Source organism: Pelagerythrobacter marensis, from assembly GCF_001028625.1.
GTDB classification, from domain to species: Bacteria; Pseudomonadota; Alphaproteobacteria; order Sphingomonadales; family Sphingomonadaceae; genus Pelagerythrobacter; species Pelagerythrobacter marensis.
The window spans coordinates 225,351-239,902 of sequence record NZ_CP011805.1; the positions used below are offsets into that span (position 1 = coordinate 225,351).

Annotated in this window: 14 protein-coding genes; 7 read left to right on the forward strand and 7 right to left on the reverse strand. The window is 65.7% G+C overall.

The features are described 5' to 3' along the window. Positions 1 to 15 precede the first annotated feature (15 nt). Positions 16 to 360 (forward strand): arsenate reductase (glutaredoxin), encoded by a 345-nt coding sequence (gene arsC, locus AM2010_RS01160; protein WP_047805520.1) that lies wholly within the window; start codon positions 16 to 18, stop codon positions 358 to 360. On the opposite strand, the gene AM2010_RS01165 is transcribed toward arsC, so the two are convergent. Then, the gene (locus AM2010_RS01165) at positions 357 to 1,796 is read right to left on the reverse strand and encodes an MFS transporter (protein ID WP_338047410.1); all 1,440 of its coding nucleotides are present in this window, start codon (positions 1,794 to 1,796) and stop codon (positions 357 to 359) included. The two genes, arsC and AM2010_RS01165, sit on opposite strands and share 4 nt — an antisense overlap. Positions 1,797 to 1,960: 164 nt before the next feature. Here AM2010_RS01165 and AM2010_RS01170 point away from each other — a divergent pair, with 164 nt between their 5' ends. Next, a complete protein-coding gene (locus tag AM2010_RS01170; protein ID WP_047807581.1) occupies positions 1,961 to 2,542 on the forward strand; it encodes a class I SAM-dependent methyltransferase in 582 nt (193 codons plus the stop codon). Positions 2,543 to 2,578: 36 nt separating this feature from the next. Here the strand turns inward: AM2010_RS01170 and AM2010_RS01175 are convergent, their stop codons facing one another. Beyond that, on the reverse strand, positions 2,579 to 3,394 hold the full coding sequence (locus AM2010_RS01175; RefSeq protein WP_047807582.1) for a DUF7847 domain-containing protein: 816 nt from the start codon (positions 3,392 to 3,394) through the stop codon (positions 2,579 to 2,581). 67 nt (positions 3,395 to 3,461) lie between these two features. Between AM2010_RS01175 and lipB the strand changes: the two genes are divergently transcribed. Then, on the forward strand, positions 3,462 to 4,133 hold the full coding sequence (gene lipB, locus AM2010_RS01180; protein WP_047805521.1) for a lipoyl(octanoyl) transferase LipB: 672 nt from the start codon (positions 3,462 to 3,464) through the stop codon (positions 4,131 to 4,133). Next, entirely contained in the window at positions 4,130 to 4,480 is a 351-nt protein-coding gene (locus AM2010_RS01185; protein WP_047805522.1) for a hypothetical protein, read from the forward strand. The genes lipB and AM2010_RS01185 overlap by 4 nt, the downstream gene beginning before the upstream one ends. 272 nt (positions 4,481 to 4,752) lie before the next feature. On the opposite strand, the gene AM2010_RS01190 is transcribed toward AM2010_RS01185, so the two are convergent. Continuing rightward, positions 4,753 to 5,859 carry an alkene reductase gene (locus AM2010_RS01190; RefSeq protein ID WP_047805523.1) on the reverse strand — a complete coding sequence of 369 codons (1,107 nt, stop codon included), beginning with the start codon at positions 5,857 to 5,859 and terminating at the stop codon, positions 4,753 to 4,755. 52 nt (positions 5,860 to 5,911) lie between these two features. Here AM2010_RS01190 and AM2010_RS01195 point away from each other — a divergent pair, with 52 nt between their 5' ends. Beyond that, a complete protein-coding gene (locus AM2010_RS01195; RefSeq protein ID WP_047805524.1) occupies positions 5,912 to 6,835 on the forward strand; it encodes a DMT family transporter in 924 nt (307 codons plus the stop codon). A gap of 3 nt (positions 6,836 to 6,838) precedes the next feature. Here AM2010_RS01195 and AM2010_RS01200 read toward each other — a convergent pair whose 3' ends face one another. After that, the gene (locus AM2010_RS01200; RefSeq protein WP_047805525.1) at positions 6,839 to 8,158 is read right to left on the reverse strand and encodes a DUF2254 domain-containing protein; all 1,320 of its coding nucleotides are present in this window, start codon (positions 8,156 to 8,158) and stop codon (positions 6,839 to 6,841) included. A gap of 55 nt (positions 8,159 to 8,213) precedes the next feature. Then, on the reverse strand, positions 8,214 to 9,200 hold the full coding sequence (gene nadA, locus AM2010_RS01205; RefSeq protein ID WP_047805526.1) for a quinolinate synthase NadA: 987 nt from the start codon (positions 9,198 to 9,200) through the stop codon (positions 8,214 to 8,216). A gap of 136 nt (positions 9,201 to 9,336) precedes the next feature. Between nadA and AM2010_RS01210 the strand changes: the two genes are divergently transcribed. Continuing rightward, positions 9,337 to 11,325, forward strand: coding sequence for a BCCT family transporter (locus tag AM2010_RS01210; protein ID WP_201784060.1), 1,989 nt, complete (start codon positions 9,337 to 9,339; stop codon positions 11,323 to 11,325). Between the two features lie 39 nt (positions 11,326 to 11,364). Here AM2010_RS01210 and AM2010_RS01215 read toward each other — a convergent pair whose 3' ends face one another. After that, positions 11,365 to 12,057, reverse strand: coding sequence for a DUF4230 domain-containing protein (locus AM2010_RS01215; protein WP_236699480.1), 693 nt, complete (start codon positions 12,055 to 12,057; stop codon positions 11,365 to 11,367). After that, the gene (locus AM2010_RS01220; protein WP_047805528.1) at positions 12,054 to 12,941 is read right to left on the reverse strand and encodes an MBL fold metallo-hydrolase; all 888 of its coding nucleotides are present in this window, start codon (positions 12,939 to 12,941) and stop codon (positions 12,054 to 12,056) included. The genes AM2010_RS01215 and AM2010_RS01220 overlap by 4 nt, the downstream gene beginning before the upstream one ends. An 88-nt stretch (positions 12,942 to 13,029) precedes the next feature. Here AM2010_RS01220 and AM2010_RS01225 point away from each other — a divergent pair, with 88 nt between their 5' ends. Then, positions 13,030 to 14,499, forward strand: coding sequence for a glycerol kinase (locus tag AM2010_RS01225; protein WP_047805529.1), 1,470 nt, complete (start codon positions 13,030 to 13,032; stop codon positions 14,497 to 14,499). The last annotated feature ends 53 nt before the right edge of the window (positions 14,500 to 14,552 follow it).

Consider the following 14,552-nt stretch of genomic DNA (forward strand, 5'->3'; position numbering starts at 1 on the left):
TTCAGGAGAGCGACGATGAAGGCAACCATCTGGCACAACCCCAAATGCGGAACGTCGCGCAATACGCTGGCCATTCTGGAAGCGCGGGAGGATATCGACCTGACGGTGGTCGAATACCTCAAGACTCCGCCGAGCCGGGACAAGCTGGCCCAGCTCTATCGCGATGCCGGAATGTCCCCGCGTGAGGGGTTGCGCCTGCGCGGCACGGATGCTGCGGAGCGCGGACTACCCGACGCGGGCGACGACCAGGTGCTGGATGCGATGGCCGATGATCCGCGGCTGATCGAACGTCCGCTGGTCGAAACGGAAAAGGGTGTGCGCCTGTGCCGCCCGAAGGAAGCGGTCGACGAAATCCTCTAACCGTCTTCTGCCGCTGCGCGCCCCTCCAGAACCGCATCGGCATCGAGCGAGCGATAGCCGAGCACGAAGACGGCGGCGCACAGAAGGCAGATCGCGGCAAAGCCGATCCACTGATGATGGCCATAAAGCCAGACTCCGATCGCGGGCGCGACGACATAGGCCGCACCGTTGACCGAAGCGACGATGCCGCCGATCTGGCCCTGTTCCTGCCGGGTGACGGCAAGCGAGGCCCCGGCGGTAAAGCCGGGCCGGTAGAGGCCGAAACCGAGTGAAGCGACGGCGAACCCGAGCGCGATCGCGTGCAGGTTCTGCGCTACCGAAAAGCCCAGAACGCCGACAATGGCCAGCGCCATGCCCCACAAGGTCGAGGCACGCGGGCCCAGTTTGAGCATCGGGATCAGGCCCCACTGCGCCAACAGGGTGGCGATCGCGCCGCACATCAGGATCAGGCCGATCGGGCCGGTGCCGGCGGCGGGATCGTCCCGCAGACCCAGCCGGTCGAGGATGAAGAACCCGATAATTCCCAACGTCGCGGCCTGGGCATGTCCGCCCAGAAGGCCCGCGACCACCCACGGGCGCAATCGCCGATCGCGCCATGAAAGGTCGGGTATCGCCGCTGCGCCGACGGTTCCATCCGATGGTGCAGCACCGCCTGCGTCCGTCGTTGCCGCTACGTCGTCGCTCTCGCTACCGTCATCGTCGCCCCGGCCCACGGCGGGGTTCGAATTGGCGCTGAAGGGGGCGGCCACGACATTGCCGCGCGCGGCGAAGCTGGGCGCATCGTTGGGCAGCCGCAGGCGCAGCGCGACCAGCACCGCAACCCCGACCGCCGCGAAGGCGAAGAACGGCCCGACCAGCCCGGTGGCGGGGAAGATCAGCAGCGGTGCCAGGGCCGGGCCGATCACCGTGCCCAGCCCGAAGCTGGATGCGATCAGCGCCATTGCCTTGGTCCGTTCCGAACGCGGCGTCCGGCTTGCGACGTAAGCCTGCACCGCCGGCGGTGCGGCAGATCCGAAGCCGCCATAGAGGCTGCGCGCGGCGGCGAAGAAGATCAGCGTGGCTGCCGCCGGGATTGCGGCGGCCAGGCCGAACATCAGGACAAGGCCGCACAACGCGAACGAGGCGATAAAGCCGCCAAGCCCGATCGCCATCATCGCCTTGCGCCCCCGGCGGTCGGAGCGGCGGGCCCATATCGGGGCGAAAATCACCCACAGTAGCGCGGACCACGTATAGGCGATCGAAATCCACACGTCCGCCACGCCCAGGGCGGTGCCGACGGAGGGCATGACCGATTGCATCGCGGTATTGCCCGCCGCAGTAACCAGCATGACCAGGAACAGCAGGGTCATCCGGCCGCGCGAAATGCCGAGCGGCGGGGCGGGGGGAAGGGGGGCCTGCAGAATCTGCGGTTCGGGGGCGGAGTCGCGGTCGCTCATCGCAGGCCGGGCTAGGCCGGGCGCGCGATGCTTGCAATATGCCCGCCGATTTGCAAACGGCGCGCGATTGCGGCAGCTTGGCACCAACGCAATCGAGCGAGGCATTTTTCTTGTCCAATTATAATGATCTGGCGGTTTCGCCGCGCACCCGGCTCCGCGACCGTATGGGCCGGCTGTTCGGCCAGTGGGGTGTGTTTTTCCGGGGATTTGTCGAACACCCGAGGATGGTGGGATCGATCATCCCGTCATCCCGCTTCACGATCCGCAAGATGCTGGACCCGGTGAAGTGGGAAGAATGCAAGCTGTTCGTGGAATACGGCCCCGGCGTCGGCACGTTCTGCCGCCCGGTGCTGGAACGGCTGCCGCGTGATGGCAAGCTGCTCGTGATCGATACCAACCCGCTCTATATCGATTATCTCAAGCGCACGATCACCGATGGACGCTTCGTCGCAGTTCACGGTTCGGCAGCGGACGTGCAGGAAATCGTCCGCGCGATCGGGTATGAGGAAGCGGACTACGTGCTATCCGGCCTGCCGTTTTCGACCCTGCCTGATGGCGTTGGCCCGGCCATAGCGCAGGCGACGCACGACGTTCTGCGGCCGGGCGGTGCATTCCTGGTCTATCAGTTCAGCGCGAAGGCCCGCGATTACATGGTCAAGCACTTCGCCCGGATCGAACAGGGGTTCGAACTGTGGAATGTCCTGCCGTGCCAGCTTTTCTGGGGCTGGAAGGGCGAGGCGGCCTGATCCGCGCTGCGGACCGCGACCGCCCGGCCCAATCCCTTATTCGAAAGTTTCGCTGACCGCTTCGGTCGAAGGCCCTGAAAGCTGTTTGTACACCGCGGCGATCACGCACACGATCAGCACGCTCCAGATCGCCGCGAGCACGCCGTTCAACGCCCCGCCGATCAGCAGGCCGGCCGTGTTCTGGCCCAGCATGGCGACGAACAGGCCGGACACCATGCCGATGACCATGGCAACCACGGCCACCCCGATCCCGAGCAGCAGATAGAACGCGAACAGTCGCAGGCTGTTGCCTTTCGTCAGCCGCCACGAATTGCGCAGCGCGGCAATGGGGTTGAGCGTTCCGCCAAGCACCATCTCCGGCGACACCAGCGAAACCTTCACCATGATATAGATCAGCGCGATCGCGGCGATCAGGCCCACGATCACACCCAGCGCGGCGCCGCCGACGCCCGCCGCGAGGCCCACGGGCACACCCAGAACGATAGCCAGCCCGAGCACGACGATCAGCTGCGCCGCAAGATAGGGCAGCAATGTGACCAGACCGGTTCGGATCGCCTCACCCACAGTGGGGCGCCGGTCGTGCAGCATCGCGATCAGCGAAAGCGAGCCGACAGCCTGCACGATCGCCAGAAGGAAGAACCAGATCCCGTTTTCTGCGTAGAAGGCCTGCATCGTGGCCATGGGATTTTCGGGATCGACCTCGGCCGGCCCCTGCATCATATCCGGGACCAGCATGGCCAGCGCCAGATTGGGCAGAAAGATAAAGATGCCGGCGATTACCGCGAGCAGTTCCTTGTTGGCGCCGAGCAGTGCCGTGGCTTCGCTCCAGGCGCGTCCCATATCGAATTTCATCGTCGAACCCCTCGTGTTTTTGCCTTCCCCCTTGATAAGCCCTGCAAGGCACGCCACGCAATCGGCAATGTCAGGCAATATCCCAAGCGACATCGAATGGCGGTGCGAAAGCGGGCAGGTGCCCTATCGCGAGGCGCTCGACCGGATGGAGGTGCGCAATCGCGCCATCGCCGCGGGCGAAGCGCGCGAACTGATCTGGTCGCTCGAACATCCACCGGTCTATACCGCGGGAACCAGCGCCGCAGCCGCCGAAATGCTCGATCCGCGGTTCGAAGTGGTCGAAGCGGGGCGCGGCGGCCGGTACACCTATCACGGGCCGGGCCAGCGGATCGGCTACGTCCTGCTCGACCTCAACCGGCGGGGCAAGGACGTGCGCTGTTTCGTTCATGCGATCGAAGGATGGGTGATCGACACACTGGCGGATTTTGGTGTGGACGCCTGGCGGGCCGAAGGGCGCATCGGCATCTGGACCCGCGATATCGACGGTTCGGAAGCCAAGATCGGGGCCATCGGCGTGCGGGTGAGGCGCTGGGTCACGATGCACGGGTTCGCGGTGAACCTGGCGCCCGATCTGTCGCATTTCGCAGGGATCGTGCCATGCGGCATTGCCGAATACGGCGTCACCAGCCTCGAACGATTGGGAATCGCGGTTGCGCCGGATGAATGGGATAAGGCATTGGAAGCGCGCGCGCCGGGATTTCTGGATGGGCTCGCACGCGCTTGTGGAGTGAAACGATGATGCACAGGATGGCGGCTGCTGCCGCGCTCGCAGTCGCGCTTGCCGCTTGCGGCGACCAGACGGACGACACCGCCGGAACCGGCGATGCGGAAGGCGAAGTGCTGGGCGGGACGATCAGCGACGAGATGCTGCCGCTGGACACGACCCGCTCGCAATCGCCGCCGCTGCGCACCGATCCCGATGGGGAAGGCGGCAACAACGGTGCCGGCGACAGCGAAACGGCATCGGATGGTTCGGACGACGATGCACCGCAGGATCGCGAGCCCGCCACCCAGACCGCCGGGGAACCGAACGAACCCGAACCGCCCGCATCCGATGAAGACGGAACGAGCGACGGCCAGGAATAGGGCGGGATCTTTGGTATGACCTGAACCGCTAAGCCGGTGGGCAGGCCGGGTCATGGATTCCCGCTTTCGCGGGAATGACAAGTTCAGCGATGACAAGCGGCCATCGTTCTCGAACCACACCTTCCTTGTCATCCCCGCGAAGGCGGGGATCCATGGTGGCCCCTTGGGACCCAACGTCGTGTCCCAGCTTGAAGTTCGATGCTGTCGCCCGTCACGCTGAAATGCGTTCAGGGCGACAATCCTTCAGCGGTACGAACTTCGTTTCATCGCAACTAGGCCGAGACTTGTTCTTCCTGAAGCGTGGGGTAGTCGACGTAGCCTTCCGGGCCGCTTCCGTACCAGCTCTGCGGTACGCCCTTGTTCGGTGCCAGGTCCGCACCCTGCGCGATGCGCTGGGGCAGGTCGGGATTGGAAATGAAGGGGCGACCGAAACTGACGGCATCGCACCGCCCGCTGGCGACATCGCTCGATGCCTCCTGGGGCGAATAGTCGGAATTGAGGATCAGCGGGCCGGTGTAGATCTTGCGGATCAGGTCGTCCTGCTTGGGCACATCGGTGCTGCCGAAAGTGCCATCGGGGCCGGGCTGGCGCAGTTCGAGGAAGGCGATCCCCAGCGATTGGGCGACGTTCGCTGCCGCGGCGAAAGTGGCCGCCGGATCGCTGTCGTCGCAGCCCTGCGTTTCGCCATTTGGGCTGAGGCGCAGGCCCACGCGTTCCGCGCCCCAGACATCGACGAGCGCGGACAGAACCTCGCGCAGGAAGCGCGCGCGGTTTTCCGGCGATCCGCCGTATTCGTCGTCGCGGTGATTGGTGCCGTCGCGCAGGAACTGGTCGACCAGATAGCCGTTCGCGCCGTGCAGTTGGACCCCGTCGAAGCCGGCATCTTTCGCGTTCTGCGCAGCCTTGCGATAATCTTCCACCACGCGGGCGATGTCTTCGATCGAAAGCGCGCGGGCCGGTTCGTAATCCTTGCGCCCGTCATACGTATGGGCGTGGCCGGGCGCGGTCGTCGCGCTGGCGGAAACGGGCGGCGCGCCGTCGAGAAAATCGGGATGGACCAGACGGCCCATGTGCCACAATTGCAAAACGATCCGGCCGCCTTCGTCATGCACGGCGCGGGTGACGGCTTTCCAGCCTTCGACCTGTTCCTGGCTCCACACGCCCGGCGCGGCAGGCCAGCCCGATCCTTCCACGCTGATCCCGGTGGCTTCGCTGATGATCAGTCCCGCGCTCGCGCGCTGGCGGTAATATGTCGCCATCATGGGATTGGGGACAACCCCGGGCACATCGGCACGCCCGCGGGTCAGCGGGGCCATGACTATCCGGTTGGGGGCGTCGATCGCGCCCATCGTCAACGGTTGGAACAGGTTTTCGTGCATCGCGTCAGCCCTTTTTGCTGTGGCTTCGAACGATTGGAGCTAGGTGCCCGCCATGACGCTGACAACCGAATCGGTAGCAGAGAAAAACTTTCAGGTCGGGGCGTGGCACTTTCTCGCGCTGATGGCCGGCAACGTCGCGCTCGCGCTCGGGCCCTGGCTGGTCAGGCTGGCCGACACCGGGCCTGTCGCCGCCGGCTTCTGGCGAATGCTTCTGCCCATTCCCTTGCTGGCGCTGCTGGCCTGGCGCGGGCGGACGCCGGGGCCGCTAAACCGGCGCACCGCACTGATGGTTGCGGCAGCGGGCCTGTTCTTCGCGCTCGATCTGGCCAGCTGGCATATCGGGATCGAGCGCACGCGGCTGGCGAATTCCACGCTGTTCGGCAATTCGGGCAGTGTGATCCTGATGGTCTGGGGCCTTGTCGCGCTGCGCCGCGCGCCGGCGGGCCGCGAATGGCTGGCGCTGTCGGCGGCATTGGGGGGCGCGGCCATCCTGATGGGGCGCAGCCTCGAAATTTCCGCTGCGACACTGGTGGGCGACCTGCTGTGCCTGCTCGCCGGGGTTTTCTACGCCTTCTACCTCATCCCGGCCCAACGGGCCCGGGCCACGCTGGGCCAATGGACGGTTCTGCTGATGGTCGCCGTGGTCGCCGCGCCGGTCCTGCTGGCGATCGCGCTGTTCCTGGGCGAGCCAGTGTGGCCGGGGGATGCGGGCTGGACCCCGGTGGTCGCGCTCGCGATCTCCAGCCAGCTTGTCGGGCAGGGGTTGCTGGTCTTTTCCCTCCGCCATTTTCCGCCGCTGGTGATCGGTGTTGCCCTGCTGACGCAGCCGGCGATTGCGGCGGCCGTGGGCTGGTTTGCTTTTGGCGAGGTTCTGGGCCTGCCGGACATGGCGGGTATGCTGCTGGTCGCCTGCGCGCTCCTGCTCGCCAAGCTGGCCGAACCGCGTGCGGCGCGGGTGGCGCCCGAACGGGGGTGATCCTCAGTTGGCGAAAGCCTGCCTGAACGTGGCGTAGCGGTCTTCGATCGTTTCGAGATCCGGGCCGTCCAGGCAGTGGCGGGCCTGCTCGTACAGCTTCTCCCCCTGCAGGCGCAGCATTTCCTTCCGCGCGCGATCGGGCAACGGCTCTGCCGCCGTGCGCAGGGCGTTGAACATGATCAGTGCGGCGGCCGGGCTGACGGCAACGCCGCTGCGCATGGTGCCGAAACTGCGGTGGAGGAAGTGATTGAACGTGTCCGGCAGCGGCTCGACCCGGTCGCCATCGGGATGATCTTCGCGCCGCCGTTTCAGATCGCGCAGGCCGAGTTCGGCGATAGCCGCGCCCAGCCAGTGGATTGCGGTAATGGCGGTGAAGGGATCGTTGATCCCGGGGGACAGCGCGCGCAGGCCGATTTCGACCAGTTCGTCGATCAGGAAGCGCGGGTCCTGCGTCGGCGTGCGGGTCGATCCCAGCGTGAACGCGCCGCGCAGCTTCTCCCCCACCTGTTCGTCAACGCTCCCCTCGCAGATGCGGATCAGGGGCATTCCGGCGTGCACGAAATCGCCGGTGCGCACTTCCAGCGCAATCTGGCATTCGGCCTCCTCCGCGATTTCCTGCAGCTCGTCGAACTCGATCAGCTGGACGTAGCCGGTGGCCTGGGCGGTCAGCGGGCGCCCTTCCGGCGCGGGCGGCGTTTCGCCGCCGTTGTGATCGTCCGGATAATTGTCGGCAATGTCGCGCAGCAGGCGCCGGCCGATCCCCTCCAGCACCGAATTGATACGGATCGAGGACGGGATGTGGTTGAGGAAATAGACCAGAACCGCGATCGAAAGGGCCATCAGCAGGTAAGCGACCAGCAGCGAAAGCTGCGGCACGAAGCCGGGCAGCGCGGTCGCGATCGCCTGATCCGTGCCCGCCGGTGGTTCTTCGCCGGTGCGCACGGACCGCAGAACCGTGATCGCATAGACGAAGGTGCCGATGAAGGTCGCCAGGCTGAGCTGGTTGCCCTTGTCCTCCATGAAATTGGTCAGCAGGCGCGGGCCGTATGTGCCGCTGGCGTATGCGACGGCGGCGATCGTGATCGAAAAGACGGTGGAGGCCACGCCGATCATCGAACCGGCGATGACCGTCAGCATGTTGGCCGCGCCTTCCGGCCGGGCGGGGACGATTGCCTCCACCCGGTTGAGCCACTCCGCCGCGCCCATCCGGTCCACCTGGATGAGCCCGAAGGCGAGCAGCACGGCGACGAGCGCGAACAGCGCCGGATAGAACCAGTAGTTCGCGTTGAGCCTGGCCAGGAACCAGCGAATATCCACCCTCATGGCGCTTCAACGCCCGGGGCGGCTATCGGTTGCATGGATCGGGGGCGATTGCCGTTCAGACTTTGCCCAGATCGCCCTTGCCGATCGTGCCGCTGGCCATTTCGAGCATCTTGTCGAGGCTCTGCTTGGCCTTCAGCCGCAGCCCTTCCTCGATCTCGATCCGCGGTTCCAGATCGCGCAGGCAGGTATAGAGCTTCTCCATCGTGTTCAGCGCCATGTAGGGGCAGATATTGCACGAACAGTTGCCGTCAGCCCCCGGTGCGCCGATGAAGTTTTTCTCCGGCAGCGCCTTTTCCATCTGGTGGATGATGTGCGGTTCGGTGGCGACGATCAGCGTGTCGCCTTCGAACGTGCGCGCAAACTGCAGGATGCCGCTGGTCGAACCGACATAGTCGGCATGGTCGATGATCGTCGGCGGGCATTCGGGATGGGCAGCGACCGGGGCACCGGGGTGCTGTTCCTTCAGCTTCAGCAGCTCGGTTTCGCTGAACGCCTCGTGCACGATGCATACACCGGGCCAGAGCAGCATGTCGCGGTTGAACTTGCGGCTGAGATAGCCACCCAGATGCCGGTCGGGGCCGAAGATGATCGGCTGGTCTTCGGGGATCTGGCTGATGATCGTTTCGGCGGAGGAGCTGGTCACGATCACGTCCGACAGCGCCTTAACCTCGGTCGAGCAGTTGATGTAGGTCAGCGCGATATGGTCGGGGTGCGCCTCGCGGAAAGCCTTGAACTTTTCCGGCGGGCAGGAATCTTCCAGCGAGCAGCCGGCGTCGAGATCGGGCAGGACGACGATCTTTTCCGGGCTGAGGATCTTGGCCGTATCGGCCATGAACTTGACCCCGCAGAACGCGATCACGTCAGCATCGGTTTCGGCGGCCTTGCGGCTCAGTTCGAGCGAATCGCCGACGAAATCGGCCAGGTCCTGAATGTCCGGCGTCTGATAGTAATGCGCGAGGATGATCGCGTTGCGCTCCTTGCGCAGGCGATCGATCTCTGCAAGCAAGTCATTGCCGGAGGGGATATTGTTTTCAAACGACATACCGGTCTCCTATGCCTGGCCATATAGGAAGCGGTCGGGCGATTGTCGCGGAGATATTCTACGACATGCCATTTCCGCGCTTGTCAGGCGCGGTCGTGCCCCCCTTCCTGAACGGACGAACTGAACGGAGAGAGGCGTGAACGACCCAATCCTGGAGGAAGCGGCGCCGGTGAAGCAGAGCGCGCGCATCAAGGTCAATCCCCCCGTATTCTTCACCTCGGCCGGCCTGATCCTGGCCTTCGCGCTGTTCGGCGCGCTGTTTTCGGAGCGGGCAGGTATGGTCTTCGGCCAGGTCCAGCAGTTCATCGTGCTCGACTTCGGCTGGTTCTACATCGCGGCGGTGGCCGGCTTTCTCGGTTTCGCGCTGTTCCTGATGGTCAGCCGCTACGGCGACATCAAGCTGGGCCCGGACGATTGCGAGCCCGAATATGGCTATCTTTCGTGGTTTGCGATGCTGTTCAGTGCGGGGATGGGGATCGGCCTCGTGTTCTTCGGCGTGGCCGAACCGATCCAGCACTATGCCTCGCCCCCGGTGGGCGAGGGCGGCACGGTCGACGCCGCGCGCCAGGCGCTGGTGCTGACGTTCTTCCACTGGGGTTTCCACGCCTGGGGCATCTACGTCGTTGTCGGGCTGGCGCTGGCCTATTTCTCGTTCCGCCGCGGCCTGCCGCTGACGGTCCGTTCCGCGCTCTATCCGCTGATCGGCAATCGCATTCATGGCCCGATTGGCCACACGGTCGACGTGTTCGCCGTGCTGGGCACGATGTTCGGTGTGGCGACTTCGCTGGGGGTCGGCGTTCTGCAGGTCAATGCCGGCTTCGCGTATCTCTTCGGGATGCCGGTGGGGACGCCGGTCCAACTGGCCCTGATCGCCGTGATCACCGGCCTTGCCACGATGTCGGTGTTCCTCGGCCTCGACAAAGGCGTCAAACGCCTTTCCGAACTGAACATAATTCTGGCCGTACTGCTGCTGCTGTTCGTGCTGTTCGCCGGTTCCACCGTGTTCCTGCTGGAAGCGCTGATGCAGAATATCGGCACCTATCTGGCTTCGTTCGTCCAGCGGACGTTCCGCATGTACGCTTACGAACCCAATCCCTGGCTGGGCGACTGGACGTTGTTCTACTGGGGCTGGTGGATCGCCTGGTCGCCGTTCGTGGGCATGTTCATCGCGCGCATTTCACGCGGGCGGACGATCCGCCAGTTCGTTGCCGGGGTGCTGCTGGTGCCGGTCCTGTTCACTTGCCTGTGGATGACGGTCTTCGGCAATACCGCGATCAATCTGGACATGACGGGGGTCGCGCCGATCGCGGATACCGTTTCCAACAATCTGCCGATCGCGCTGTTCGAAATGCTGAACCAGTTGCCATTCTCCGCGATCACTTCGCTGATCGCGACGCTGCTGGTCATCACCTTCTTCGTGACATCGGCGGATTCGGGCGCGCTGGTGATCGATATGATCACTTCGGGCGGGGCGGAAAATCCGCCCGTATGGCAACGCATCTTCTGGGCGGTCAGCGCGGGCGGGATCGCCGCCGTTCTGCTGGTGGCCGGGGGGCTGGATGCATTGCAGACGGCGGCCATCGCCAGCGCCCTGCCGTTCGCCGTGATCATGGTGTTCATCTGTTTCGGCCTGCTCAGGGCCTTGCAGATGGAAGACCTCGGTTCCGCAGTCGATCTGTCGCAACCGATCAACGCGCCGGCCGACCCGGAACTGAGCTGGAAACAGCGCCTCGCTTCGATCACGCAGTTGTTCCACCGGCACGAGATCGAACACTTCCTGAACCAGATCGCGCGCCCTGCGATCGACGAAGTGGCGAACGAACTGCAACAGCGCGGTCTTGCGCCGGAACTGGTGCAGGAAGGCGACCGGCTGGAACTGACAGTGCCGCATGGGGAACGGGGTGCGTTCCGCTATACCATTCGCAGCCGCGCGTTCCTGGCACCCAGTTTCGTCTGGGCCGAAACGAAGAAGGCACATGACGAGGAACGGCGCCATTTCCGCGCGATGGCGCACAGTTCCGAAGGGGAACACACCCACGACGTTACCGGATACACCAGCGCGCAGCTGATCCACGATCTTCTGAACCGCTACGCGCACTTCCGGCACGCGCGGCGCCTGGCCTGAGTTCGTTTCGGATGCGGGGGAAGCGGTACCCGCCTGCGCTTACTGCGTGGGAACCGCAGGTGTTTCTTCCCCGTCGAACGTGACCGATACGTTCGCGCGTTCATAACCCGCGACCTGCAGCGGGATCGCCAGGTTTTGCCGCACCGCTTCTTTCGCGGCGGTCCGGGCGAGCGCCAGCACTTGCGGATTCTTGGCAAATTCGGTCGCCTTGCGTTCCGCCTGCTGCGAATTGTTGCGGCTGAGGTCGCGCGAGGCATCGCGAGTGATGAACACGCCGTCCTGGAACACGCGGGCCTGCGCTTCGTCGAGATTGGGGCGGGTGGTCTGAAGCTGCGGCAGCCGGACGGTCAGCCGCTGTGCCTCAGGCTCCCACTCCATCCGTTCGCGCCCCATTTGCGACAGGTCCAGCCGATATTCCACCGATGCAGGGATGATCATCGCCTGGCGCGACCGCAGCACGGGCATGCCCAGTACGCCGCGCGTATCCTCGCTTTCGGCGACGACTTCGAACCGCGATGAAAAGACCGTAAGCGAATTCTGTTTTTCGAATGCCAGCATCGCGCTGCCGACCGGATCGCCTTCTTCCTGATAGAAGAACGCCCGCCAGCCAAGCCATGCGGCGAGCGCGATCAGGGCGATCACGATCATCCACGGAACCCCCTGGACCAGCGCCAGCGGCCGTTCGCGCGAAACGGCGGGTTCAATCTCGTCGAGCCGTTCGCCCGTTTTCATGCGGTCTGCCATATATCACCCGAACGACCGACAAGCCCGCGACGTTCCAGATCCAGCAGGTGCGCGGTCACGCTCATTTCCGCCGCACCGTGCAGACGGGGGTCCAGCCCCTTGTACATGCGCGACACGAAATCCGCCGCCGCCAGCGGCGCATCGCCCAGAAGGCGCAGAATCTGGTTTTCCCGCTGGCGGCGATGGCCGATCATCCCGCGCACGAGCTGGCGCGGCTTGTCGATCGCCGGACCGTGGGCCGGATAATAGACGCGATCTTCCCGCGCGTGCAGGCGTTCCAGGCTGCCCATATATTCGCCCATGTCGCCATCCGGCGGCACGACGACGCTGGTGGACCAGCCCATCACGTGATCGCCGGTGAACAATGCGCCCGTTTCCTCCAGCGCGAAGCACAGGTGGTTCGACGTGTGGCCGGGGGTATGGACGGCGCGCAGCGTCCAGCCGGTGCCGGTCATCGCCTCGCCATCTTCCATCACGCGGTCGGGGGCATAGCCGCTATCGAAGGCAGCATCCGCGCGCGGGCCCCAGGCGTCGAGCACGTCCTGATCCAGCGCCAGCGGAGCGCATCCGACCACCGGCGCGCCAGTCGCCGCGGCGAGCGGGCGCGCACCCGGCGAATGGTCGCGGTGCGTATGGGTGCACATGATCGCGGCAACTTCCGCCCCGTCCAGCGCGGCCAGGATCGATGCGATATGGGCATCGTCGTCAGGTCCCGGGTCGATCACCGCGACCGGCCCGGTATCGCCGACGATGTAGGTCTGCGTACCGGTGTAGGTATAGGGCGAGGGATTGGGCGCGAGCAGCCGGCGCACCAGCGGTTCGGGCCGTTCGGCCTTCCCCGTGGGCCAGGGTTTGGGGGGCGGTCCTGCCATAGGGCCCATATGGGGGCGCGCAGCGTCCGTGTCGAGTTTCGCCGTGCCGGCTATGGCACCGACCGGCAAAGCCGCTAGGATGCCGGGCATGGGAGATCAGATCCTCGTCCTCGATGCGGGCACCACCTCCACCCGGGCCATGCTGTTCGGTGCCGATGGCGCGCTGCTGCAAATGGCCCAGCGCGAGCTGACCCAGCACTATCCGCAGCCCGGCTGGGTCGAACACGATGCGGGCGAGATCTGGCAGCGGACGCTCGCCTGTGTGCAGGATGTGCTGGCGAAGGCCGGGGGCGGTGGGGCAGTCGCGGCGATCGGGATTACCAACCAGCGGGAAACCGTCGTCGCATGGGATCGCAATACGGGCGAACCGCTGGCGCGCGCGATCGTGTGGCAGGATCGGCGCACCGCCCCGCTGTGCGCCGACCTGAAGGCCGCCGGGCACGAAGCCGAGGTCCAGCGCCGCACCGGCCTTTTGCTCGATCCCTATTTCTCCGCCACCAAAATGCGCTGGCTGCTCGATAACGAGGCTTCCGTGCGGGCGGCGGCGGAGCGGCGCGCGCTGGCGCTGGGGACGGTGGAAAGCTGGCTCGTGTTCAAGCTGTCGGGCGGGGCCTTTGTCACCGATGCCAGCAATGCCAGCCGCACGCTGCTCCTGCCGCTGGAAGGGGCGCAGTTCGATCCGGGTCTGTGCGCGCTTTTCGGCGTTCCGCCGGCGGCGCTGGCCGAAGTGGTCGATACGCACGGGATGCTGGCCCGCACATCCGGCGATGTTCTGGGGGCATCAATCCCGATCTGCGGGCTCGCCGGGGATCAGCAGGCGGCCACGGTGGGGCAGGGGTGCCTCGCGCCGGGGGAGACCAAGGGGACGTACGGCACGGGGGCATTCGTGCTGACCAACCAGGGTGACGCCGTGCCACGATCGGCGCATCGCCTGCTGGGGACGGTCTTGACGCAGCGCGATGGGAAGCGGCGCTTCGCGCTGGAAGGTTCGGTCTTTGTAGCCGGCAGCCTGGTGCAGTGGCTGCGCGATTCGCTGGGCCTGATCGGCTCTGCCGCGGAGACGGAGGCGCTCGCACGCTCGATCCCCGATAGCGGAGAGGTAACGATCGTTCCCGCGCTATCGGGGCTGGGCGCTCCGCATTGGCGCAGCGATGCGCGCGGGGTGATCGCGGGGCTCAGTTTTTCCAGCGGAAGGGCGCAGATTGCCCGCGCCGCGCTGGAGGCGATGGCGCACCAGACGCATGATCTAGCCGATGCCTTCGCCGCCGACGGAGCGCCCTGGGCAACCTTGCGGATCGACGGGGGGATGAGCGCCAACGACTGGATGGCGCAGGATCTGGCCGACATGCTGGATATCGGGGTGGAACGGCCGGACTTCGTGGAAACGACGGCCTTTGGCGCGGCCATGCTGGCGGCGGTCGGCGTTGGCCTGCACCCGAGCCTGGAAGACGCCGTCCTCGCCATGCGGGGCAAGGTTCGCCGGTTCGAACCTTCGCTGGCGCCGGAGAGGCGCGACGAACGGCTGGCCCGGTGGCGCAAGGCGCTGGGCGCGGTCTAGCGGGGGCGGTTCGGGCGGGACAGTTCGGGCGGGACAGTTCGGGGGGCGGGCGG

Bases quoted from the DNA above. Each gene is read 5' to 3' on its own strand.
- arsC (WP_047805520.1), top strand. From the start codon at position 16: ATGAAGGCAACCATCTGGCACAACCCCAAATGCGGAACGTCGCGCAAT.
- AM2010_RS01165 (WP_338047410.1), bottom strand. From the start codon at position 1,796: ATGAGCGACCGCGACTCCGCCCCCGAACCGCAGATTCTGCAGGCCCCC.
- AM2010_RS01170 (WP_047807581.1), top strand. From the start codon at position 1,961: ATGGGCCGGCTGTTCGGCCAGTGGGGTGTGTTTTTCCGGGGATTTGTC.
- AM2010_RS01175 (WP_047807582.1), bottom strand. From the start codon at position 3,394: ATGAAATTCGATATGGGACGCGCCTGGAGCGAAGCCACGGCACTGCTC.
- lipB (WP_047805521.1), top strand. From the start codon at position 3,462: ATGTCAGGCAATATCCCAAGCGACATCGAATGGCGGTGCGAAAGCGGG.
- AM2010_RS01185 (WP_047805522.1), top strand. From the start codon at position 4,130: ATGATGCACAGGATGGCGGCTGCTGCCGCGCTCGCAGTCGCGCTTGCC.
- AM2010_RS01190 (WP_047805523.1), bottom strand. From the start codon at position 5,859: ATGCACGAAAACCTGTTCCAACCGTTGACGATGGGCGCGATCGACGCC.
- AM2010_RS01195 (WP_047805524.1), top strand. From the start codon at position 5,912: ATGACGCTGACAACCGAATCGGTAGCAGAGAAAAACTTTCAGGTCGGG.
- AM2010_RS01200 (WP_047805525.1), bottom strand. From the start codon at position 8,158: ATGAGGGTGGATATTCGCTGGTTCCTGGCCAGGCTCAACGCGAACTAC.
- nadA (WP_047805526.1), bottom strand. From the start codon at position 9,200: ATGTCGTTTGAAAACAATATCCCCTCCGGCAATGACTTGCTTGCAGAG.
- AM2010_RS01215 (WP_236699480.1), bottom strand. From the start codon at position 12,057: ATGAAAACGGGCGAACGGCTCGACGAGATTGAACCCGCCGTTTCGCGC.
- AM2010_RS01220 (WP_047805528.1), bottom strand. From the start codon at position 12,941: ATGGCAGGACCGCCCCCCAAACCCTGGCCCACGGGGAAGGCCGAACGG.
- AM2010_RS01225 (WP_047805529.1), top strand. From the start codon at position 13,030: ATGGGAGATCAGATCCTCGTCCTCGATGCGGGCACCACCTCCACCCGG.